This window comes from Bacteroidales bacterium (assembly GCA_035299085.1).
Lineage (GTDB): Bacteria > Bacteroidota > Bacteroidia > Bacteroidales > UBA10428 > UBA5072.
In genome coordinates, this window is sequence record DATGXG010000024.1 from 294121 (window position 1) to 317034 (window position 22914).

Genomic DNA, 22914 nt, shown 5'->3' on the forward strand with positions numbered 1-22914 from the left:
AATATTCTCATGAGTAATCAACCATTTTATTTGCATCCTGATGCCAGAATCGGTAATCAGGTTGAAATCGGTCCTTTCACAACAATTTACGGCGACGTAGAAATAGGCGACAATACCTGGATCGCCAACAATGTTACTATAATGGACGGCGCACGTATAGGCAAAAACTGCCGTATCTTTCCGGGAGCCGTTATATCCGGCATTCCGCAGGACCTCAAGTTCCAGGGTGAAATAACAACTGCTGAAATCGGCGATAATACAACTATCAGGGAATATGTTACAGTAAACCGCGGTACCAAGTCAAAGGGTAAAACCGTAGTCGGTTCAAACTGCCTGATACAAAGTTATGTTCACGTGGCACACGACTGTGTCATCGGCGATCATTGCATTCTTACCGGTTATGTAGGCCTTGCCGGTGAAGTAGTGATTGAAGACTGGGCCATCGTGGGTGGCGGAAGCCTCATCCATCAGTTCGTAAGAATCGGCAGTCATGTCATGATCCAGGGAGGCAGCAAAGTATCAAAAGATGTTCCTCCTTATATAATGGCCGGCAGGGAACCGCTTTCATACGCCGGACTTAACCTGGTCGGACTCAGAAGACGGAATTTCTCTACTGATAAAATCCAGGAAATCCAGGAAATTTACCGTACCCTGTACCAAAAGGGTCTTAATAATTCAGATGCTCTCCGTGAAATAGAAGCAGCAATGCCTGCAAGCGAAGAACGTGACCATATAATCCGGTTTGTTCGGTTCTCTGAGAGAGGCATTATCAAAGGCCTGCTCGACGAAGTAGATTGATTATTTCAGGGCGTTCCATCCCTGGGCTTCAAGCTTAATCGACTGACCCTGCGGAGTGATCAGGTTCATTCCTTCCGAAGCGTCCGTTATATGCCCGATTATACTGATCTCAGGTCGTTTCCCGATCTTATCGAAAAGTTTTACTGGTACAGTGAAAAGCAATTCATAGTCCTCTCCCCCGTTCAATGCGGCAATTACAGGGTCGGTGTTAAATTCACGGGCTACCCTGCGGGTTTCAGTGTGAACCGGTATTTTATCGGAGAATATCTTACATCCTGCACCCGACTGATCGCAAATATGCATGACTTCGGACGACAGTCCGTCCGAAATGTCAATCATGGCCGTGGGTTTCACTTCCAGTTCTTCCAGGAGTTGGATGATATCCCTTCTCGCTTCCGGCTTCAACTGCCTTTCAAGCACATAATCATATCCTTCAAGGACCGGCTGCATATGTTTTTCTTTTTCAAACATCCTGAGTTCCCGTTCCAGCAACTGCAAACCCACGTAAGCGCCTCCAAGATCACCTGAAACACAAAGCAGATCATGCTTCCCGGCCCCGCTGCGGTATACGAGGTCTTCATCATTGGCTTCCCCTATGGCAGTAAGTGAAAGGGTCAATCCTGTATAAGATGAGGTTGTGTCACCTCCGGCCAGGTCCACATTGTATTTTTCGCATGCCAGCCTGATCCCATCGTATAACTCGGAAATCATCCCCACGGTGAACTTTCCCGATAGGGCCATTGAAACAAATAACTGTGTTGGCTTTGCATTCATGGCGTAGATGTCGGAGAAATTCACTACGGCAGCTTTATAACCAAGGTGCTTCAACGGAGTGTAAACCAGGTTGAAATGAACACCCTCGGCCAGCATATCCGTGGTCACCACGGTCCGTTTTCCTCCATGGTCAATTACAGCGGCATCATCCCCGATTCCCTTAATTGTACTTTTGTTTATTGCAGTCAGGTCCTTCGTAAGATGTCTGATCAAACCAAATTCACCTATAGCCGAAATATCATCCTGTGGCTTGTCTGTCATAAGCTGTATCAAATTCAAAGCGCAAATATCAGGATAAATTGATACAGATTTATTATATTTGCCATTATTTAGAATTAATCTAAATATTAATAGTGATTGAAAAATAGTGAGTTATAAATTATAGGTTAGATGGCTGAATCACAAGATAATATATTAGACGAAGTTACTGGTAGTGAATATAAATATGGTTTCTTTACGGATATCGAAACGGAAACCATACCCAAAGGACTGAATGAGGATGTCGTGAGGCTGATTTCCGCCAAGAAAAAAGAACCGGAGTTTATGCTTGAATTCCGGTTGAAAGCTTATCGTCAATGGCTTACAATGAAAATGCCCAAATGGGCGCACCTGCAAATTCCGGAAATCCCTTACCAGGATATCATTTATTATGCGGCTCCCAAACAGGTTGCAGGTCCGAAGAGCCTTGAAGAAGTGGATCCTGAACTGCTTAAAACGTTTGACAAACTGGGTATTCCTCTTGAAGAACAGAAAATGCTGTCAGGAGTAGCTGTGGATGCGGTAATGGACAGCGTTTCGGTAAAAACAACCTTCAGGAATACTCTTGCCGAACTGGGCATTATATTCTGCTCAATGAGTGAGGCAATCCGGGAATATCCCGACCTCGTTAAAAAGTACCTGGGTTCTGTTGTTCCGTATACCGACAATTATTTCGCCTCGCTGAATTCGGCAGTTTTCAGCGACGGATCGTTCTGCTACATTCCCAAAGGTGTACGCTGCCCAATGGAGCTTTCGACATATTTCCGGATTAACGCGGCTAACACAGGCCAGTTCGAAAGGACTCTCCTGATAGCTGACGATGATGCCTATGTAAGTTATCTTGAAGGATGTACTGCCCCGATGCGCGATGAAAACCAGTTGCATGCAGCCGTTGTTGAAATTGTTGCACTCGAAAATGCTGAGGTCAAATATTCAACGGTTCAGAACTGGTATCCCGGCGATAAAAATGGCAAAGGAGGTATTTTTAATTTTGTCACCAAAAGAGGAATATGCAAAGGTGATAATTCGAAAATCTCGTGGACTCAGGTAGAAACCGGTTCCGCTGTCACATGGAAATACCCGAGCTGCATACTTCGCGGCAACAATACGGTAGGCGAGTTCTACTCGGTTGCCGTTACAAATAATTACCAGCAGGCTGATACCGGAACCAAAATGATCCATATTGGTAAAAACAGCCGTAGCACAATCATTTCAAAAGGTATCTCGGCCGGTCACGGACAGAACAGCTTCCGTTCGCTTGTAAAAGTAATGAAAACAGCCGATAAGGTAAGAAACTTCACCCAGTGCGATTCAATGCTCATGGGCGATAAATGCGGGGCTCATACCTTTCCTTATATTGAAGTTGAAAACCAGTCGGCCGTCCTTGAACACGAAGCTACCACATCACGGATCGGCGAGGACCAGATATTCTATTGCAACCAGAGGGGAATCGACACGGAAACCGCTGTGGGACTTATAATAAACGGATATGCCCGTGAGGTGCTTAACAAACTCCCTATGGAATTTGCCGTGGAAGCCCAGAAGCTACTGGCTATATCATTGGAGGGAAGCGTGGGTTAGCCTGCTGTCAATCGTAAATCGTAAATCGTAAATCGCTAAATCGTAAATAGACAGATATGTTACAGATAAATAATCTTCACGTCAGTATCGACGGAAAAGAAATATTAAAAGGTATTGATCTCGAAGTTAAGGCTGGTGAAGTTCATGCCATCATGGGGCCGAACGGCTCCGGCAAAAGCACGCTTGCATCGGCTCTCGCCGGCAGGGAATTATATGAAGTCACTGAAGGTTCGGTTACATATTTCGGTCAAGACCTTCTTGAATTGAGTCCCGAAGACCGCGCCCGTAAAGGCCTTTTTCTAGGTTTCCAGTATCCTGTTGAAATTCCGGGAGTATCCATTGTGAACTTTATGAAGACCGCCATTAACGAACACCGCAAGTTCAGGGGAATGGAACCAATATCCGCGGCCGACTTTCTAAAACACATGCGTGAAAAGAAAGATCTGGTCGGCATTACCGCAAACATGACAAACCGTTCGGTGAACGAAGGATTTTCAGGTGGTGAAAAGAAAAAGAATGAGATTTTCCAGATGGCCATGCTGGAACCCACCCTTGCAATCCTGGATGAAACTGATTCAGGCCTTGATATTGATGCACTTAAAATTGTAGCAAACGGGGTGAATAAATTGCGAAGGCCCGATAACGCTACTATAGTGATCACCCATTACCAGCGCCTCCTTGATTACATCATTCCCGATTATGTTCATGTGCTTTACAAGGGAAAAATCGTGAAATCGAGTGGTAAGGAACTTGCCCTCGAACTCGAGGAAAAAGGCTATGACTGGCTTAAAGTTGAAAACGAATAAAGAAAGGCCGTAAATGAATGATATTACATCTTCGGTTGGTTTGACAGGCGATTTGCTCAGCCTGTTCAGGCAAAGTACCGGAATTCTTGAAACAAGATCAGGAGAGATACTCAATTTGCACAGGGAGCAAGCCTTTCATGATTTTGACAGGCTTGGTGTGCCCACTACAAAAAATGAGAATTACAAATATACGCCTCTAGAGAAATATTTTGCCGGCAAATACGATGTAGAACTTGAAGTTAATCCATTCAAAGTGGATGTGAAGGATATCTTCAGGTGCGATGTGCCCGATCTGAACACCCATGTGATCCTTGTACTGAACGGTTTCTTTTACTCTACTGACAGGCAGGGTAATCTTCCTGACGGAATGATTGTAACCGGGCTTAATGAAGCGTCGTTGAAATTTCCGGCCCTGTTTGAAAAACACTACTCAAAATATGCGGACACTTCACTTGACGGCCTGGTGGCTTTAAACACACTTTTCGCACACGACGGGGTTTTTGTCTACATCCCTAAAAACACCGTTCTTGAGAAACCCTTGCAGATCATCAACCTGAGCTATTCCGACAAAAATCTAAGGCTTACCCGGAGAAATCTCATTGTTGCCGAGGATAATTCATCGGCTAACATTGTGGTTTGCGACCATACATTAAGCAACCAGAGCTTTCTGACAAATTCTCTCACTGAGATTTTTATCGGAAATAATACAGGTATCAGCTACGACTGGCTGCAGAATGAAAACGGGCAATCGACTCACATAAACAATATTTTTATCCATCAGCTGGCCAACAGCCGGTTTGGTAGCAGCATTGTTTCGCTGCACGGTGGTCTTATCCGGAATAACTTTTATGCCGTGCTGAATGGTGAGAATTCAGAAACCAGTCTGAACGGATTATTCCTGTGTGATGACAAGCAGCATGTCGCCAATTATGTGCTGATGGACCACGCAAAGCCTCATGGAACTTCCAACCAGCTTTTCAAAGGCATTCTCGATGATGACGCAACCGGTTCCTTCAATGGAAAAATCCTTGTAAGGCCTGATGCACAGAAAATACAGGCCTATCAGAAAAATAACAATATCCTGCTGTCATCCACGGCTCGAATGAATACAAAGCCCCATCTCGAAATTTATGCCGATGATGTAAAATGCAGTCATGGCGCCACAGTAGGGCAGATGGACAATGAAGCGCTGTTTTACCTTAGATCAAGGGGTATCGGTGAAAGCGAAGCCCGCCACCTACTCATGTATGCCTTCGCAAATGAAATTGTAAGCAAGATTTCACTTCCTGTTCTGAAAGAAAGGATTATAGAGCTTGTCGACAAACGGCTGAGGGGTGAACTTTCAAGATGCAACGATTGTGAACTTCGTTGCGGTTAATAATACACGATCATGAGTTTCAATGTACAGGACGTCCGTAATGATTTTCCGCTCTTAAGCCGTACTATTTACGACAAACCGCTGGTATACTTCGACAATGGGGCAACCACCCAAAAGCCCCGTAGGGTGATCGACTGTATCAACAGTTATCACACCTATAAAAACAGCAGCATTCACAGGGGCGTTCATTACCTGAGCGAACTCGCCACACAGGATTTCGAAAACGCCCGTGTGATCATTCAGGAATATATAAATGCCCGTGCCCCCTACGAAATAATCTTCACCTCGGGAACCACTTCCGCAATTAACGGGGTGGCATTCTCTTTCGGAGAACGATATGTTTCAGAAGGTGATGAGATCATTGTTTCGGAAATGGAACACCATGCCAACATCGTACCCTGGCAATTGCTTTGTGAAAGAAAGAAAGCGCATTTGAAAGTGCTGTCTTTCAAGGATGACGGCGTGCTTGATTTGCCACAGCTTGAAAAGCTGATTAGCGTAAAAACCAGGATCATTGCGGTAACTCACGTTTCAAATGCCCTTGGAACGGTGAATCCGGTTGAAGAAATAATTCAGGTTGCGCACAGGCATAATGTCCCTGTTCTGGTCGACGGAGCCCAGTCGGTTCAGCATATTCCGGTTGACGTGGTAAAAATGGATTGCGATTTCTATGTATTCAGCGGACATAAAATTTACGGGCCTACAGGCACAGGCATTTTATACGGTAAGGAGAAATGGCTCGAAGAAATGCCGCCGTTCATGGGGGGAGGTGAAATGGTTGATGTGGTTACTTTTGAAAAAACAACCTTCAATACCCTTCCTTTTAAATTTGAGGCAGGCACTCCCAATTATATAGGGGGCATTGGACTGGCTGAAGCTATAAAATACATTCAGTCATTAGGTCTTGCTGAAATTGCGGCATGGGAGCAGGAATTACTTGCCTATGCCACCCGGCGCATGAATGAACTCGGTTATATTCGCATTTATGGAAATGCACCACATAAAAGTGCGATTCTGTCCTTTCTGATCGATGGTGTTCATCCGTATGACGCCGGCATGGTTATTGATAAAATGGGAATAGCGGTGCGTACCGGCACACATTGTGCCCAGCCGGTAATGCAGCATTTCGGTATTGACGGTACCATCAGGGCATCGATGGCATTCTATAACACGACCGATGAGATCGACACGCTGGTGGAAGCCGTCAGAAAGGTTAAAACGATGTTTGGCTAAATTTTGTAAATTTGCCGGTTGCTATGTTTGATCTGTTAAATAAAATAACCTTGAAAAGTATCAGTGACATCCAGGAAGAAATTGTTTCCGAATTTGAACTTTTTGACGACTGGATGGATAAATATAATTATCTCATCGAACTGAGCAGAGACCTGCCCATCATTGATGAGAAACTGAAAGTGAAAGAAAACCTGATAAACGGTTGCCAGTCGAAGGTATGGCTAAACGCCGACTACAAAGACGGGATTATACAGTTCACAGCCGATAGCGATGCCATTATCACAAAAGGAATTATTTCACTGCTTGTCAGGGTGCTTTCAAACCGCACCCCGAAAGAGATTATGGACGCCGATCTGTTTTTCATTGACAGGATCGGGCTTAGGCAAAACCTCTCACCCACCCGTTCAAACGGACTGCTGTCGATGATCAAGCAGATCAAACTTTATGCGCTGGCTTATCATACAAAATATGAAAGTCCGAATTGATTTTTATTGTGAATTAAAATGGAAAACGATAATATTTTATCCCTTGAGGTAGAAATTGTAAATGTGCTGAAGAGTGTGTATGACCCGGAGATCCCGGTGAACATATACGACCTGGGATTGATTTACGATATTGAAACCGACGATAAGAACAAGGTGCTGATAACCATGACACTGACAGCGCCGAATTGCCCGGTGGCCGACTCTCTGCCCATCGAAATCAAAGAAAAGGTTGGCGCTTTGCCCGGTGTTTCCGAAGTGGAAATAAACCTCGTCTTTGATCCGCCCTGGAACCAGTCGATGATGTCGGAAGAGGCACTGCTGGAATTGGGAATGCTATAGTAAGTGCTAATATGCCAATAGGCTAATGTGCCAATGGGAACAATTCAATAGCCCCGGCCTTCAGGCCGGGGTATGGTTACCTTCATAACCATCCGTCAAGGGCTTTAGCCCTCTCCGGTGAAATGGGCTAAAACCCATAATAAAAGAGATAACCTTACCTACCCCTGACTGAAGATTTAAACCACGATAAACGTCATCCACTGTTAAAAATTGTGAAACACCTGTTCAGAATTTTCGTAATATAGGCTAACTGATCACTTTTTGTATTAAATTTGTTGAACATTTCAGCCTATGAAAAATTTTTTACTCTTTACGGCAATATTCATAGTATGGGCTGGTTCAGCAATCGCAGCGGATTCGCACATGCGAGTACCTTACAGTGAAACATATGCCTCAGCTTTGTCATACGCAGATGATCCCCGTCAGAACGATAACGGGATCCAGATGTATCCGAACCCTGTAACTGAAGGCAGGATAACAATCAAGTCAGAAGAATCATTTACTCTCATACAGATTCTGAATATTACCGGAGAAATTGTCTATAACCAGGAGTTTCCTGCCGGTTCCAATTCTGAAGTCATTGAACTGAATAATATTCAGAAAGGTATGTACCTTGTTCGGGTAGGTTTTGCCGGCAAACCGAATTTTACTGCCAAAATCATAGTAAAGTAATCTAGCTGCGGAACATAAAATATACGGCACCCACCATACATAATCCCGCCCACAGGTAATTCGTTTTAAAAGGCTCTTTCAGGTAAAGGATGCTGAAAGGTATAAATACGCTCAACGTAATGACCTCCTGCATGATTTTGAGCTGTCCTATAGTAAGCTGGCTGCTTCCGATCCTGTTCGTGGGTACCTGTATTAGATATTCGAACAGTGCTATTCCCCAGCTTAAAAGAGCGGCCAGGAACCAGTGATGGCCTTTCATATTTTTAAGATGACCGTACCAGGCAAAAGTCATGAACAGGTTACTGCACGTAAGGCCTGCAACTACAGTGATTATCGTTCTCATTTCAATTAAACATCAATAAAATCGCTTACTTAAACGAGGGGCAAAATTAAAATGTTATTTGATTTTAAAAAAATAGTATCTTTGTCCCAGTTCATTTTATTATTGCTTATCCAGAAAGGCGGAGGGTACGGCCCTGTGAAACCTTAGCAACCCTTTCAAATGAAAGAAGGTGCTAACTCCTGCTCCGGGAATCCGGAGAAAGATAAGTCGGTAGTTTCATACTTTTGATCTCTTCGACTTACCGGGGGGATTTTTTTATTTTACAGGGGCTGTTGAACACAATGGAATTAATTTTTCAATATAACTGTAATGAAGCGTAATATTAAACTTGGTGTTTTCGGATTTGGCTGCGTGGGCCAGGGATTGTACAATGTGCTGCATCAGACAAGGGGAATCAGTGCCGAGATAAAAAAAATTTGTATTAAGCACCCGGATAAGAAACGTCCCATCGATCCTTCGTTCTTCACAACCAACAGGCTTGATATCCTTCAGGATCCTGAAATTGATGTTGTAGTTGAACTCATCGACGAGGTTGATGCTGCTTTTGAAATAGTATCCGCTGCATTAAAAAATAAGAAAGCGGTTGTATCCGCCAACAAGAAAATGATAGCCGAACACTTCGCCGAACTTCGGGACCTTCAGAATGAATATGGCACACCGTTTCTTTACGAAGCCTCATGTTGTGCCAGCATCCCGATTATCAGGAATCTCGAGGAATACTATGACAATGATTTGCTGAGCAGTGTGGAAGGCATCCTGAACGGATCGACTAATTATATCCTTACCCATATTTTTGAAAATAACAAACCCTTTGAATCTGCGCTTAAAGATGCACAGGCGCTTGGATATGCCGAGAGCGATCCCAGCCTCGACGTAAAGGCACTTGATCCGAAGTATAAACTACTGATCATTCTTGTCCATGCTTTCGGGATCCTGCTTAAACCCGAAGATATCTTTAATTACGGTATTGATCATCTGAAGGATGCCGATATCCGGTATGCAAGAGAAAAGAATGCCCGGATCAAACTCATAGCCAAATGCGCCAAAAGCAATAATAAGGTTTGCGCCTATGTCATCCCGCAGCTTGTAACCGAATCGGGTACTCTTAACAAGGTTACCTATGAATATAACGGTCTTCTCCTGGAGGGGGCTTTTTCTGAGCGCCAGTTCTTCATGGGAAAGGGAGCAGGAGGAAATTCAACCGGGTCTGCGGTACTTTCGGATATATCAGCGTTAACCTATGATTACAGGTATGAATATAAGAAACTGCATCAGAAGCTGAACCATGCCTATTCAATGGACAAACTTCTTGAGGTGTATGTCAGCTACAACGGGGGAATAAAACCGGATACGGACGATTTTGAGAGTATCTCGGTAAGGCATGAGTCAACCGAATGCAATTATATAGTAGGGAAGATTAACCTTCAGAAGTTAGCCGCTGCCCAATGGGTCAACGATCCGACAGTGAGTTTGATTTTAACGGAAGGGAATTAAGGGATTTACGATTTACGATTGATTCGATTTACGATTGATTCGATTTACGATTTAGGATTTTTCACGAGTCACATTGTCCCTACCGTCCCTAAGGCAACCAAGCTCTCTGCCTCATGAATAAGGCGGAGCCTTATCAGATAGGATCGACTAAGGCAGAGCCTTAGCCGAACGGAGCAATCTGCCAGCACATGCAAAACAATATTAAGAGTGCTGGACTTTGACTAAAATTTTCTTTAAGTGATGTTGTTCCTGTGCTGGCAGATTGCTTCGTCGCATAAATAACTGCTATAATCAATTATTTTTCATGCTCCTCGCAATGACGGCCTTAGCATCCGCTAACTACTCCTCGTCCTCCGAAACGTCATCTCCTATTTCGAGGCTTTCGAAATTATCAAATTCATCAAAGGTGTTTGATTCGGTTTCCTCTTCCTCTTCCGCAGGGTTAGTGCGGGGAAGTTTAATGAGATAGTAAATATCTTCGGTTTCAAAAGGAATGGCCACTTCAATTTCCCCCCTGGGGTTTGTAAAAGTAATGGTGCGATCTTCGTAACCGTCCGGATACTTTTCTTTCAGCTTCTCTACCAACTCTTCCGACAGTTGCTCGTATGACTTGATTATTCTTTTCTTTGCCACAGGTTTACAAGTGTTAAAAATTAGTGCTTCAATGGGGGTAAATTTATATAAATTTCTTTTTTATAAACAAGAGCAAAATATGATTATTTTTTTCAATTTTTTTCTCTTTTGCCACTAACAACTATTGCTCCTTTAAGTTTTCCAATTTATTTCATCAATACCGTGTTTTCTCAATATTTCATTGGTTTTTGAAAAATGCCTGCACCCGAAGAATCCGTTATAGGCAGAATAGGGCGACGGATGTGCGGCTTTCAGAATATAATGTTTATTGGTATCAATAAGCGCTTCCTTTTCCTGCGCAAATTTTCCCCACAAAAGAAACACAAGTCCGACTCTTTTCTCCGACAATCTTTGTATGACTGAATTGGTAAAATTCTCCCATCCCCTTCGCTGATGTGAACCCGGTTGGTTGGCCCTTACAGTAAGCGTGGCATTGAGCAACAGTACACCCTGTTTCGCCCAGTTTTCAAGACATCCATGATTAGGTACAGGTATTCCCAGGTCCTTTTCAATTTCTTTAAAAATATTGACAAGCGACGGTGGAGCCGGAATTCCCGGGGGAACCGAAAAACAAAGTCCGTGTGCCTGCCCGGCTCCGTGATACGGGTCCTGCCCGATAATAACAACTTTTACATTATCAAACGATGTCAGCCTAAACGCATTAAAAATTAATCCCCCCGGCGGAAAAACGGTATATTTTTCTCGTTCTTCCAGCAGGAATTCTTTTAATCCGGCGAAATACGATTTCCCGAATTCATCGTTCAGCACTTCCTTCCAGCTGGGTTCTATCTGGGGATTGACCTGTATCATGATTTTCTTTTAAAATGATCCTGGCTATGTTGGTGGCATGGCTCCCGATTACTTTCAGAGAACCAATGATTTCCATATGAGTGCGGCTGCTTTCAACCGATTCTTCGATTTCCATTTTCAGCCGGTTATAATGCTGTTTTTCGAGCTCAAAATACTCCTTCCTGAAAGTACTGTAACTCGACTTTGATCGCTTTGCCCCTCTTACAGCTTCTGATTTATTTCTTTCACTGAATGTGCTGTAGGCCTGGTATAGCAGCTTCATTGTTTTCTGGTGAAAATCAAGGATCTCAAGGCGGCCAGCTTCACTGAAATGATAATTGTTATTACACCACTTTTCAGCTTTGTCAACCAGGTTCACCGAAATAACATCCCCGATCTGTTCGAATTCATCCACGGCATACATCATTTCATAAGCTTCCTGGATCTCAGCAGAACTGATATTCTGCCTGATGATCTTCACCAGATACTTGTTGATTGCATCGCGGAGATAATTCAGTTCTTTCTCCCTCTCTTTTATCCTGGCAGTAATAATAGCCTTACGTTCCATAAACGGAATAATGATCTCTTCGGTCATCCGCTGAGCAATTTCCATCATGCGCAGAATTTCCTGCCTTGCAAGGCTCAGTGCCAGGGAAGGTGAACGAAGCAAATCATCCTCGATATACCATGAAGAAGGCGTTTTATGCTTGTCCACTTTTGCAGGCATCAGCCGGGTAACTAGTTGGGCAAGCAAATTGGTGAACGGAAGGAAAATAAACGCTACTGCTACGTTGAAAACAGTATGGGAATTGGCAATCTCACGTGCCGGTAAGTCGCTGATCGTGATCTTTTCAATAAGATGAGCATACCAGGGTATAAAGGCGATTATAAATAATGTACCCAATACTTTAAAAAGGGTATGTGCAAGCGCTACCTGTTTAGCTTCTCCCGAGCCTCCGGCTGCAGCAATAAAAGCAGTGACCGAAGTACCGATATTTGATCCGAGCAACAGGGGAATGGATGCATCAAGCGATAGTAGTCCCTGGTTCCCGAGAACAATCAGTATACCCATGAATGCACTTGTGCTCTGAATGAGTGCAGTTATTAAAGCTCCTGCAAGCAACCCCAGGATTGGATTTTCCATTTCTGAAAGAACCCGGGTGAAGAATGGAGATTGTTTCAACGGTTCAATACTTCCCGACATCATGTCAAGCCCCATAAACAGGATGCCGAATCCCAGGATCATCAGGCTTATGCTGCGGAAGGCCGGCTTTGATGAAATGATATACAGGACAAACCCGACAGCCACGATAGTGAGAGAATAATCAGTGAGCCGGAAGGCGATGAGCTGAATAGTGACAGTGGCACCTATGGCGGCGCCAAGGATAACGCCAACCGTGTTGGCGAACTTCATGAGGCGTGAATTTACGAAGCTGATCAGCATCACACTGGTGGCTGTGCTGCTTTGAAAGACCATTGTGGTTATGATACCGGTCAGGAATGCAGTCATCCGGTTATGGGTTAACCGGGCCAGCAGGTTTCGGATTTGGTCACCGGTTGACCGTGTCATGCTGTCGCTCATCATTTTGATACCCATCAGGAAAAGTCCCAGTCCTGCAATCAATCCCGACACAAGTGAAATGATGCCATGCCCTGATGACAGTCCTCCGTCATTCGACTGAACCGTCAATGGTACCAGCAGCAATATGGTGCTACACAAACTTATATTCCGGAATTGACGAATCACACAGCGCTTTTTTGTCAGATAAAAATAGCAAAAGATTTCTTATTTTTGAGGAACCAACAATTGCGGCATCCATGTCAAAAAAGAATAAGTGGGCTTATGTACCATTTATATTTATTGCCCTCCTTTTGATCATTCTGATTATAGTAATTTTCAAAAAACCTGCAGGATCGGCGGATCCTATCAATGCCATACCGGTGAACGCCTCGGTCATTATCAAGGTTAACGATTTTAACGCGCTTCATGAAAAAACATCTGCCGAGTATAAAATTTGGCAGCAGCTCAGGAATTTGCCCCTGTTGAACCGGATCGACAAACAGGTTGTGTTCATCGATTCGCTGATGAAGAACGTGCCTGAAATTGAAAAAATACTTGATAATCCTCCCTATTTTATTTCAGCTCATTTTTCAGGCAACGAAAAGATAAGCCTGTTCCATGTGTTCCGTTTGCCAGCCGGAATAAGCAGCCGGAAGGTGACTGATTTTATAAACAGCCTGATTGTAAACTCAGGCACAGTTACCGTGAGGAAATATGAAGGTACCGACATCCATGAGGTAGCTCTTCTGAATCAATCGAAGGTGAACAATTTTTCTTTTGCCGTTCGGGGGGATATTCTTATGATCAGCTTCTCCACAACGGTTCTTGAAGATGCGGTGCGTCAGATGAACCAGGGTAATTCACTGATGTCGGTTTCTGGTTTCACATCCATTTATGCAACGGCCGGTAAAAATGTTGACGCGAATGTTTTTGTCAATTTCAACGAATTCCCGCGAACCCTGTCAGCCTTTGTGAAATCCGACTTTAAATCGGAAGTCCGTTCCTGCAGGAACTTTGCCGACTGGGCCGAACTCGATGTGAATCCGCTTTCGGATATGCTACTGATGAATGGTTTCGTGAATACAAATGATTCTGTAAAAACTATGGCTTCGGTCCTGCTGAGCCAGAGTCCCCAGCGTATGACCGTTGACCAGGTGCTTCCCTCGACAGTAGCTTCCTTTCTTACATTGACTATTACCGATCCTGCAAAATACATATCGGAATACGAAGACTTTCTTCGGGAACAGGGACGGCTGACAGCTTATAAGAATACGCTGCAATCACTAAACAACGCCTACGGCACTAACTTCCCGGATGATTTTACCGGAATCATGGAAAATGAAATTGCCATGGCTTTTGACGGCGGAACCGATATGGATTCTGTTCGCGGAAGTTATTTTGTGATGAGAATTAAAAGCAAGACGCAGACTGAACAAAAAATAACTGATATATTGACTTCAATGGCCAGGGTGGAATCAAAGCCCCTGTCAAATTACATAACGACCTATAAACTGGATGAAGATCTCAGTTTCCGGATCATGCATCTGCCGGTGCGGAAACTGGCTGCCAAAGTGTTTGGAGGACTCTTCACGGTACCTGATGAACAGTATGTAACTGTGCTGGATAATTTCCTGGTGATTGCCGGGTCGGAACAATCGCTCAGGTCACTCATCCATAATTTTGTGCTGAATAAAACGCTTGAACATGATGCCGCATTCGGTGAATTCAGGGATAACCTGTCGCCCCGTTCGAATTTGTGTTTTTATGTCAACCTTAGTAAAAGCCAGCCGTTTTACTCCCCCTTCCTGAAAAACACGATCGGAAAGGCATGGAATAAAAACATGCCTGTATTTCAGAATGTGCAGCTGATGGGACTTCAGTTATCTGCCAGCAATAAAATGCTTTACAGTAATTTTCTTGTCAGGCATCTTTCATCGGTAAGCACAATGGCTCAAACTGTTTGGGAAAGCAGGCTTGACACGCTCACCGATTTTAAACCCGTTTTTGTTCTGAATCACCAGACCGGCCAAAACGAAGTATTCGTGCAGGATCTGAATAATACAATTTACCTGGTGAATCATGTTGGCCGAATCTTATGGAAACAAAGGCTTCCTGACCGCATTAACAGTGAGGTTTTCCAGATCGATTATTTCAGGAACGGGAAACTTCAGCTCATGTTCAGCACCCGTAACCAGATTTACCTGGTTGACAGGAACGGTAATTTTGTGGAAAGATTCCCGGTCACCCTGAGATCGCCGGCAACAAACGGACTTGCTGTTTTTGATTATGAAAGTAACCGTGATTACAGGCTCTTCATTGCCTGCGAGGACAAGCATATATACGCTTACGACCGCCAGGGCACTCTTGTGCAGGGATGGGCATTCGGACAGTCGGAAAGCGAAGTGACAAAGCCTCTCAATCATTTCAGGATTGGCACCAAGGATTTCATTGTATTCGGTGACCGGTATAAAACATACATTCTTGACAGGAAAGGTAATACCCGGGTAAGTGTGGATACCTATTTCCCTGTTTCACAAAATGAGTATGTATTGAATGTTTCAGGCGACGATTACTCACCATCAGTTGTAACGACCGATACAACAGGGAAAGTGTATTTTATAAGCTTCACAGGCACTGTGAAAACGGCAGACCTGGGAACTTATTCAGCTAGCCATTTTTTCGATTACAAAGATCTGACGGGAGATAACAAACCTGAATTCATTTTCCTGGATAACAAAAAGATGACAGTGTTCAACAACAACCAGTCTAAACTATTTACAGTTAAATTTGATGAACCGGTAGCTTCAAAGCCGCAATATTACCAGTTCACAGCTACTGATAAAAAACTGGGAGTTGTATTGCGAAACAAGAACCTGATTTACCTTGTGAATAATGACGGATCGCTGTACAATGGATTTCCTCTTCAGGGCAATACGCCATTCAGCATAGGCGATTTTGGCGATTCGCTTTCACGTTTTAATCTTGTTGTAGGCAGTCGCGACAATTTTCTTTATAATTACAGGGTTCAGTAATCCCTGAATCCCTCATGGCTTCTTGCTTTTAACAACATTATCAACATTTTGTAAAAAAAGCAGGAAAAAAATCAAACACAGGGTAACATTCTAACCCCATTTAAGTATAATATGGGAAACTTGTGAAAAAGGTTATTAACAGATTGGTGTTAATTTAGATTTGTTGTTATACAATATTTTTGCTTATTTTACCTTTTATGTAGGCGTATCAGAGCCGTTTATAAACAGTAAAAAGCAGGGTTGTAAAAACATGAAAAAATTAATATTGGTCTTTATCGCCTCGGTTAGTTTGACCGGCGCTTTTTCGCAACAAGAAAGACAGGTAAGCCATTATATGTACGATCACATTTCAGTAAACCCCGGTTACGCCGGAAACAGCGACATGATCTCGACACACGGGATCATGAGGCAACAGTGGCCAGGCATGGAAGGCGCACCACAGGATTTCATCCTGAATCTGAGTGCACCGTTCAAGCTGGGATCCACACATCATGGCGTGGGACTGGCAGTATGGTCAGATCAGCTGGGGTTCAACAAGGACATTGATCTTACTTTTTCTTACGCTTACCAGTTTTCTGTTGGAAACGGAAGATTGGGTCTGGGTTTAAGCGGGAACTTCGTTAACCGGCAGGTGAACGGAGAGTGGATATATCCCGACCAGAATGTGAGCACGGATGATGATGTTCCTATCGGCAAACAAAATGACTTTGCCGTTGACATGGGAGCCGGGATATTCTACAGTACCGATGAATTGTATGTCGGTCTATCCTCTACAAGAATTTTACAGAGTAAATTTGAATACGAAAATAGCAGTACCGGAATTTCAACCTTTGAAAAACAGTCCCGCAATTATTACCTGACAGCCGGATATACGATTCAGCTTTCGAATCCCGCACTTGAATTTTTGCCTTCGGTTTTCCTGCAGACAGACACTAAAGAGACAAAAATTGACGTTAATGCGACATTGATGTACAATAAAAAGTTCTGGGGTGGCGTTTCCTATAGGCTCGGCTCGGCAGTAGTTGGTATGGTGGGACTTACGGTTTTGAATGGTGTTAAAGTGGGTTATGCTTACGATTTCGACACTTCCAAACTGCAGAGGGTAACAAAAGGAGGTCATGAAATCATGGTAGGCTACGATTTCAGGATAGGGGTTGACCGGATTCCACAGAAATACAAAAGTATCAGATATTTATAAAAAACAGAGTATACGGTTTCTTATTTTGGACAAACATCATTGAATATGAAAAAGTTATTTTCTTTAGCATTTGTTTTAGCGCTGTTTATCATCAGTGGTTGCGGACGAAGTGGTTCCAGCGGTGAATTAACCGGCGTGGAAGGAAGGCCCAAAGCTTATGCCGAGCCCGATCCCTTTGGCATGGTATTCGTACCCCAGGGTAGCTACAACATGGGTATAAATGACCAGGAAGTTGCATGGGCACAGACTTCTCAAACCAAAACCGTTACAGTTGATCCTTTCTGGATGGACGAGACTGAAATTACAAACAACGAGTACCGTCAGTTTGTATTCTGGGTAAGGGATTCCATTATGAGAAGAATGCTAGGCGAACAATTGGATGATTTTGTAATTACCGAAGATGAAAACGGTAATGCAATTGAGCCTCCTGCAATCAATTGGGAAACCCGGATTGATACCCGTGATGAGGAAGTAAATCAGGTTCTCAGTGATTTGTATCTCAACCAGCAGGAGAGATTTTACAACAAAAAGGAAATCGATACCCGCAAACTCATGTATGAATATTTCTGGATCGATTACAAACAGGCTGCCCGTAAAGCAAACCGGTATAATTTCGATACCAAGAAATACGAAGGTTTCATCGTAAACAACCAGGGTGAAAAGGTAGAAATTAAGGACCGTTCATCGTTCGTCATCCGTGATGTTGTCAATGTTTATCCTGATACTCTGGTTTGGATTGCCGATTTCACCTATTCATTCAATGAGCCTTATACTTTGATGTATTTCTGGCATCCTTCCTATGATAATTACCCTGTTGTTGGTGTTACCTGGAAACAGGCAACAGCATTCTGCGTTTGGAGATCCATGTTGCTGAATGCTTCGCTTCGCGCAAGCGGCAGCCCCGGCACACACGATTACCGTTTGCCTCTTGAATCGGAATGGGAATATGCAGCACGCGGAGGCCTGGAAAATTCAATGTATCCCTGGGGCGGTTACTACACCCGTAACAAGGATGGTTGCTTCCTCGCCAATTTCAAACCGCTGCGCGGAAACTATGCTGATGACGGTGGTGTAACAACAGTACCCGTAGGTACATACCAGCCTAATGAATATGGTTTGTATGACATGGCCGGAAACGTGGCTGAGTGGACCCTCACAGCATTTGACGAATCTTCGATCACTTTCTCGCATGACCTCAATCCCGATTACAGGTATAACGCCCGTCCCGATGATCCTCCTGTTATGAAAAGAAAAGTTATCAGGGGTGGTTCATGGAAGGATATCGGCTATTTCCTGCAAAACGGCACCCGTACATATGAATACCAGGATACTGCAAAATCATATATAGGTTTCCGTTGTGTAAGACCTGTACTTGGGGGAATTTAACTAAACCTTTACGTAAATTTAAAGACTACTAAACCATGGCAAGTATTTCAGATATTGTCGAAAGTTCAGGCTGGAAAAAATTCATGGCCAAATTATATGGCTGGGGAGCATCAATAGTTATTGTCGGCGCTTTGTTTAAAATTAACCACTGGAAGGGCGCTACACTCATGCTCGCTGTTGGTATGCTTACAGAGGCCGTAATCTTCTTTTTCTCAGCTTTTGAGCCTCTTCATGAAGAGCTTGACTGGACCCTCGTTTACCCCGAACTGGCAGGAATGTCGGAGCAGGATGAAATGGAAGAAATGAAAGAATTGGGAGCCGGTATGGGTGGTCGCCCTGTTGAGAAAATCGAAAATCTTCTCGGCGAAGCCAGTCTGAATGAAGACACTCTCAAAAATATCGGCGCCGGGCTCGAGCGACTGAACGTCGCCGCCACTGGTATCGCTGAAATTTCAGGAGCAACGGCAGCAACAAAAGAATTCCTGAGTAATATTAAAGCAGCTGCAACCTCTGTGGGCAGCATGAATGAAACATATAATGTAACTGCACAATCAATTAAGGATTCGGCCTCCTCCCTTGCCACAGCCTATCTGTCTTCGGCAGAACAGGTTGCTAAATCAGGCGGTGAAGTGGCAGGCTCCTACCAGAGAATTGCAGATACACTGAAAGGCGAACAGGACTTAATTGCCCAGTCGGGACGCACCCACGAGCAGCACCTTGAAGCACTGAACAAAAATCTGGCAGCACTGAATGCAGTTTATGAACTGCAGGTAAAAGAAGGTGCCGATCACCTCAAAGGCACCCAGAAAGTGTACAGCGGCATAGAGGAAATGATTGCCAAATTAAAGGATTCTATTGATGAGACTTCCCGGTATAAGGAAGAGGTGGTAAAACTCCGTGACAACCTGTCATCCCTCAATAATATCTATGGCAATATGTTGTCGGCCATGAACGTGATTATTAATAAGTAATTAAACTTTACAGGTCACTACTATGGCACACGGCAAAGAGACTCCAAGACAAAAGATGATCGGTATGATGTATTTGGTGCTGACTGCTATGTTGGCACTGAATGTATCTATCAGCGTTCTCGACGCGTTCAAGATTATCGATGAAGGACTGGAGAAGACCGGGGTGACGATGGAGAACAAGAACAAGGACGTCTATAATGAATTTGATCAGGCTTACCAGTTAAACCAGGCCAAGACTCAGGTGTGGCGCGACCGTGCAAATGAGGTCCGCGAACGTACCCAGAAAATTTATGATAAGATCCAGGATCTCAAAATCAATGTTCTTAACCAGGCTGAAGGTGGAAAATCCAAGGCTATCAACGGTAAAACAATTGAAAGAGACCTGATTGAGAACACTACCGATTATGATACACCGGCACGTATTATGATTGGCGATGAATTAACTGATAAAAGTGAAGCTCGGAAACTTAAAAACGACATTGCTTCCCTGAGGGAATTTATGCTTACCCTTGTAAAGGAGAAGGAAATACCCGAACAGCTCCGTCAGTCGATTGAGAAAAGCCTTGACACCGATCCACCCACTCCCGCAAAAGGAAAAAAACTAGATCCCGAAACTTCCTCATGGGAATTCCATAAATTCGGACATTCACCCCTTATGGGTTTCATGGCGATCATGTCATCCCTTCAGATTGATCTCCGGAATGCGGAATCTGAAATGATCAATTACCTGTATGCCCAGATCAGCGCAGGTGAAGTAAAATTCAACGAGCTGGAAGCTGTTGTGGTAGCCAGTTCAAACTATGTAATAAAAGGAAATCCCTATAAAGCCAATATATTTTTAGCTGCCCGTGATACCACGCAGGCTCCCGATATCTACATCGTGGAAGGTGTAAGTCAGCCCTGGGTTGAAACCACCGACCCCTCAACAGGTGCAAAGAAGTATGAAAGGCGCGAGGGATTGAATTATACCAAACTGCCTGTTGAAGCAGGAACCGGAAAAGGTTTGTACGAGCGGTCCGGTAGTTCAACGGGTAACCGTACATGGGGCGGTATCATTGAAATAAAAGGCCCGGGCGGAGAACCTATTATCAGACCTTTCTCTGCCGAGTACACGGTTGCTGAAGGCAGCACCGCTATAGCCGCTACCAAAATGAATGTGTTCTATCTTGCTGTTGACAACCCGGTTGAAATATCGGTTTCAGGTGTAGCCAGCAACAAGGTGAAAGCCTCTGCATCAAACGGTGTTCTTGAACCACAGGGAAATGGATATAACATGCGCCCGAAAAGGTTAGGTAACTGTATGATCACTGTTCAGGCTGAAATAGAAGGCAAATGGGCAACAGTGGGAACAAAGGAATTCCGCGTAAAGGCAGTTCCAGACCCAATAGCAACGGTCGGCGGACAAAAAGGCGGGATGATTGCCAAGAACGTGCTTATGGCACAGGCAGGGGTTATTGCCACCATGCCTCCGGATTTTGAATTTGACTTGAAATTTAACGTAACAGAATATAAGGTAGGAACCGTTGTTCAGGGATTTCTCCAGGAAAAGCCCGTAAAAGGCGCACAATTCACCCAGGAAATCCGTAACCTGATCAACAACGTACCAAAAGGGAACCCTGTAATGATTACTGATATCAAGGCCATTGGTCCCGATGGTATGCCAAGGGATCTGGGTTCAATAACTTTTAAACTGAATTAATATCATTAACTATAGCTAAAATGAAACGAGTTGCTTTTTTACTGATGGGTTTGGCAATGCTTGCCGTTGCTCCGCAAAAAATGACAGCACAGGACATCCTTACCGAGGTGTATACGCGGGAGCATATTCCCAACAAAGCCCCCGTACCGTATCCGTACCTTCGCGAAGCTGATGTGATGTGGGCCAAAGATATCTACAGGATAATCGACCTGAAGCAGAAACAGAATTTGCCCCTGTATTATCCGGTAAGTCCCATAAACGACCGCTATAATTTGGCATCTCTGATTCTTTGGGGTATTGATAACGAAGGAATCCGTGCTTTTTCAACCGACGATCCTCATAATGAATTTACAATTCCCCTGGACAGGACCCAGATTGACGAAGTATTCGGTGCCGGAACTTCCACGATTAAGCGTCTGGATATGAACGGAAACATGATCGATACAACCATCACAAACGAAAGAAAAGTGGAAGAAGTAAAACAGGTACTTGTTAAAGAAAAATGGTTCTTTGATAAAAACCTGTCGGTTATGAATGTCCGTATTGTCGGCCTCTGCCCGATCAGGCTTTATAACACACTTGACGACCAGGGTATGCCCACCGACGTTCCCATTAAGAAGAAAACCGTTTGGGTATATTTCCCCGAATTAAGGCCCCTGTTTGCCCGTCATGAGATCTTCAATGAAAACAATGACGCACAGCGGATATCATTCGACGATTATTTCATCCAGAGACGTTTCAGCAGCTATATTTTCGCAGAATCAAACGTATATTCAAACCGCGTTATAACTGATTATTCCGTAGGCATTGACGCTCTCCTCGAAGGTGACCGCATTAAGGAGTACCTCTTTGAAACCGAACACGATCTTTGGGAATACTAGAAAATGTAAAACCTGACAGCGTCCGGAGGACCTGTCAGCGTTGACTTCATACTGAGGATGCTCCAAAAGGGCATCCTTTTTTTTGCTACGTAATCTTCATTATTCTTAAATCGGTGGTCCTTGTTCGGCGTTGGTTTAGGGACGTTAGGGACAATAGGGACATTTTTCAGATTTCTCGCTTCGCTCGAAATGACAGCAGGTCCGGGAGGGCACAGCGGGGGGAATTTCGAGGCGGCTTTGCCGCCTCGAAATTCCCCCCGCATACTTACATACGACCTTGTCATTCCGACCGAAGGGAGGAACCTATCCCTTGAATATTTATTCCTAAATCATGTCATTCCGACAGACGGAGGAACCTCCTGTCCGGTTCCGTACACCAAGTGAATGGATTCGGAACACTTTTGAATGAGGTTGGTTTCAGGTGAAAATAGGTGTATAGTATTGTTTTTCTGTGTTTTATAAACTTTGGCACGGAAGATGTAATTAGGTAGTCACAACCTGATTAATCTTAAAAACTAAAAAAAATGAAAACACAGAATCAAATCAACCTGAAAAAAGCCGGTTTAACCCTTTTTGCTTCTTTAGCTCTTACTTCAGTTTCGA

Annotated in this window: 20 protein-coding genes and 1 riboswitch; of the genes, 15 read left to right on the plus strand and 5 right to left on the minus strand. The window is 43.9% G+C overall.

What is annotated here, in order from left to right; all coding sequences use genetic code 11:
- Window positions 1–9: 9 nt before the first annotated feature.
- On the plus strand, window positions 10–798 hold the full coding sequence (gene lpxA, locus VK179_07575; GenBank protein HLO58585.1) for an acyl-ACP--UDP-N-acetylglucosamine O-acyltransferase: 789 nt from the start codon (window positions 10–12) through the stop codon (window positions 796–798).
- Here the strand turns inward: lpxA and thiL are convergent, their stop codons facing one another.
- Window positions 799–1833 carry a thiamine-phosphate kinase gene (gene thiL / locus VK179_07580; GenBank protein HLO58586.1) on the minus strand — a complete coding sequence of 345 codons (1035 nt, stop codon included), beginning with the start codon at window positions 1831–1833 and terminating at the stop codon, window positions 799–801. It lies immediately after the preceding gene.
- 129 nt (window positions 1834–1962) lie between these two features.
- Here thiL and sufB point away from each other — a divergent pair, with 129 nt between their 5' ends.
- The 7 genes from sufB to VK179_07615 all read left to right on the plus strand — a co-directional run bounded on the left by sufB (window position 1963) and on the right by VK179_07615 (window position 8324).
- A complete protein-coding gene (gene sufB, locus VK179_07585) occupies window positions 1963–3411 on the plus strand; it encodes a Fe-S cluster assembly protein SufB (GenBank protein HLO58587.1) in 1449 nt (482 codons plus the stop codon).
- A gap of 56 nt (window positions 3412–3467) precedes the next feature.
- Window positions 3468–4217 (plus strand): Fe-S cluster assembly ATPase SufC, encoded by a 750-nt coding sequence (gene sufC / locus VK179_07590; GenBank protein HLO58588.1) that lies wholly within the window; start codon window positions 3468–3470, stop codon window positions 4215–4217.
- Window positions 4218–4230: 13 nt separating this feature from the next.
- Window positions 4231–5595: a Fe-S cluster assembly protein SufD gene (sufD, locus tag VK179_07595; protein ID HLO58589.1), complete on the plus strand. Its 1365-nt coding sequence runs from the start codon at window positions 4231–4233 to the stop codon at window positions 5593–5595.
- A gap of 12 nt (window positions 5596–5607) precedes the next feature.
- Window positions 5608–6828 carry a cysteine desulfurase gene (locus VK179_07600; GenBank protein ID HLO58590.1) on the plus strand — a complete coding sequence of 407 codons (1221 nt, stop codon included), beginning with the start codon at window positions 5608–5610 and terminating at the stop codon, window positions 6826–6828.
- A gap of 50 nt (window positions 6829–6878) precedes the next feature.
- Window positions 6879–7313: a SufE family protein gene (locus VK179_07605; protein HLO58591.1), complete on the plus strand. Its 435-nt coding sequence runs from the start codon at window positions 6879–6881 to the stop codon at window positions 7311–7313.
- An 18-nt stretch (window positions 7314–7331) separates the two neighbouring features.
- Entirely contained in the window at window positions 7332–7652 is a 321-nt protein-coding gene (locus VK179_07610; GenBank protein ID HLO58592.1) for an SUF system Fe-S cluster assembly protein, read from the plus strand.
- A 291-nt stretch (window positions 7653–7943) separates the two neighbouring features.
- Window positions 7944–8324, plus strand: a complete 381-nt coding sequence (locus VK179_07615) for a T9SS type A sorting domain-containing protein (GenBank protein ID HLO58593.1) — start codon at window positions 7944–7946, stop codon at window positions 8322–8324.
- A gap of 1 nt (window position 8325) precedes the next feature.
- On the opposite strand, the gene VK179_07620 is transcribed toward VK179_07615, so the two are convergent.
- Window positions 8326–8667, minus strand: coding sequence for a DMT family protein (locus VK179_07620; GenBank protein ID HLO58594.1), 342 nt, complete (start codon window positions 8665–8667; stop codon window positions 8326–8328).
- A 103-nt stretch (window positions 8668–8770) separates the two neighbouring features.
- Window positions 8771–8876, plus strand: a riboswitch (SAM riboswitch).
- 100 nt (window positions 8877–8976) lie between these two features.
- Between VK179_07620 and VK179_07625 the strand changes: the two genes are divergently transcribed.
- Window positions 8977–10161 carry a homoserine dehydrogenase gene (locus VK179_07625; protein ID HLO58595.1) on the plus strand — a complete coding sequence of 395 codons (1185 nt, stop codon included), beginning with the start codon at window positions 8977–8979 and terminating at the stop codon, window positions 10159–10161.
- Between the two features lie 339 nt (window positions 10162–10500).
- Here the strand turns inward: VK179_07625 and VK179_07630 are convergent, their stop codons facing one another.
- The 3 genes from VK179_07630 to VK179_07640 all read right to left on the minus strand — a co-directional run bounded on the left by VK179_07630 (window position 10501) and on the right by VK179_07640 (window position 13330).
- Window positions 10501–10794 (minus strand): hypothetical protein, encoded by a 294-nt coding sequence (locus VK179_07630; protein ID HLO58596.1) that lies wholly within the window; start codon window positions 10792–10794, stop codon window positions 10501–10503.
- Between the two features lie 132 nt (window positions 10795–10926).
- Entirely contained in the window at window positions 10927–11604 is a 678-nt protein-coding gene (gene ung / locus VK179_07635; GenBank protein ID HLO58597.1) for a uracil-DNA glycosylase, read from the minus strand.
- Window positions 11549–13330 carry a Na/Pi cotransporter family protein gene (locus tag VK179_07640; GenBank protein HLO58598.1) on the minus strand — a complete coding sequence of 594 codons (1782 nt, stop codon included), beginning with the start codon at window positions 13328–13330 and terminating at the stop codon, window positions 11549–11551. The genes ung and VK179_07640 overlap by 56 nt, the downstream gene beginning before the upstream one ends.
- Window positions 13331–13401: 71 nt before the next feature.
- Between VK179_07640 and VK179_07645 the strand changes: the two genes are divergently transcribed.
- The 6 genes from VK179_07645 to gldN all read left to right on the plus strand — a co-directional run bounded on the left by VK179_07645 (window position 13402) and on the right by gldN (window position 22311).
- Entirely contained in the window at window positions 13402–16176 is a 2775-nt protein-coding gene (locus VK179_07645; protein ID HLO58599.1) for a DUF3352 domain-containing protein, read from the plus strand.
- A gap of 250 nt (window positions 16177–16426) precedes the next feature.
- Window positions 16427–17374, plus strand: a complete 948-nt coding sequence (locus VK179_07650) for a type IX secretion system membrane protein PorP/SprF (protein ID HLO58600.1) — start codon at window positions 16427–16429, stop codon at window positions 17372–17374.
- Between the two features lie 45 nt (window positions 17375–17419).
- Window positions 17420–18760 (plus strand): SUMF1/EgtB/PvdO family nonheme iron enzyme, encoded by a 1341-nt coding sequence (locus VK179_07655; GenBank protein HLO58601.1) that lies wholly within the window; start codon window positions 17420–17422, stop codon window positions 18758–18760.
- 35 nt (window positions 18761–18795) lie between these two features.
- Window positions 18796–19731, plus strand: coding sequence for a gliding motility protein GldL (gene gldL / locus VK179_07660; protein HLO58602.1), 936 nt, complete (start codon window positions 18796–18798; stop codon window positions 19729–19731).
- A 22-nt stretch (window positions 19732–19753) separates the two neighbouring features.
- Window positions 19754–21430 carry a gliding motility protein GldM gene (gene gldM, locus VK179_07665; protein HLO58603.1) on the plus strand — a complete coding sequence of 559 codons (1677 nt, stop codon included), beginning with the start codon at window positions 19754–19756 and terminating at the stop codon, window positions 21428–21430.
- Window positions 21431–21450: 20 nt separating this feature from the next.
- On the plus strand, window positions 21451–22311 hold the full coding sequence (gene gldN, locus VK179_07670; GenBank protein HLO58604.1) for a gliding motility protein GldN: 861 nt from the start codon (window positions 21451–21453) through the stop codon (window positions 22309–22311).
- Window positions 22312–22914 lie beyond the last annotated feature (603 nt).

Excerpts from the sequence above, each read along its gene's own strand:
- VK179_07600 (HLO58590.1), top strand. The coding sequence starts at position 5,608 with ATGAGTTTCAATGTACAGGACGTCCGTAATGATTTTCCGCTCTTAAGC.
- sufC (HLO58588.1), top strand. The coding sequence starts at position 3,468 with ATGTTACAGATAAATAATCTTCACGTCAGTATCGACGGAAAAGAAATA.
- VK179_07615 (HLO58593.1), top strand. The coding sequence starts at position 7,944 with ATGAAAAATTTTTTACTCTTTACGGCAATATTCATAGTATGGGCTGGT.
- VK179_07625 (HLO58595.1), top strand. The coding sequence starts at position 8,977 with ATGAAGCGTAATATTAAACTTGGTGTTTTCGGATTTGGCTGCGTGGGC.
- VK179_07620 (HLO58594.1), bottom strand. The coding sequence starts at position 8,667 with ATGAGAACGATAATCACTGTAGTTGCAGGCCTTACGTGCAGTAACCTG.
- VK179_07650 (HLO58600.1), top strand. The coding sequence starts at position 16,427 with ATGAAAAAATTAATATTGGTCTTTATCGCCTCGGTTAGTTTGACCGGC.
- gldN (HLO58604.1), top strand. The coding sequence starts at position 21,451 with ATGAAACGAGTTGCTTTTTTACTGATGGGTTTGGCAATGCTTGCCGTT.
- gldL (HLO58602.1), top strand. The coding sequence starts at position 18,796 with ATGGCAAGTATTTCAGATATTGTCGAAAGTTCAGGCTGGAAAAAATTC.
- gldM (HLO58603.1), top strand. The coding sequence starts at position 19,754 with ATGGCACACGGCAAAGAGACTCCAAGACAAAAGATGATCGGTATGATG.
- ung (HLO58597.1), bottom strand. The coding sequence starts at position 11,604 with ATGATACAGGTCAATCCCCAGATAGAACCCAGCTGGAAGGAAGTGCTG.
- VK179_07655 (HLO58601.1), top strand. The coding sequence starts at position 17,420 with ATGAAAAAGTTATTTTCTTTAGCATTTGTTTTAGCGCTGTTTATCATC.
- lpxA (HLO58585.1), top strand. The coding sequence starts at position 10 with ATGAGTAATCAACCATTTTATTTGCATCCTGATGCCAGAATCGGTAAT.
- sufD (HLO58589.1), top strand. The coding sequence starts at position 4,231 with ATGAATGATATTACATCTTCGGTTGGTTTGACAGGCGATTTGCTCAGC.
- VK179_07645 (HLO58599.1), top strand. The coding sequence starts at position 13,402 with ATGTCAAAAAAGAATAAGTGGGCTTATGTACCATTTATATTTATTGCC.
- thiL (HLO58586.1), bottom strand. The coding sequence starts at position 1,833 with ATGACAGACAAGCCACAGGATGATATTTCGGCTATAGGTGAATTTGGT.
- VK179_07610 (HLO58592.1), top strand. The coding sequence starts at position 7,332 with ATGGAAAACGATAATATTTTATCCCTTGAGGTAGAAATTGTAAATGTG.
- sufB (HLO58587.1), top strand. The coding sequence starts at position 1,963 with ATGGCTGAATCACAAGATAATATATTAGACGAAGTTACTGGTAGTGAA.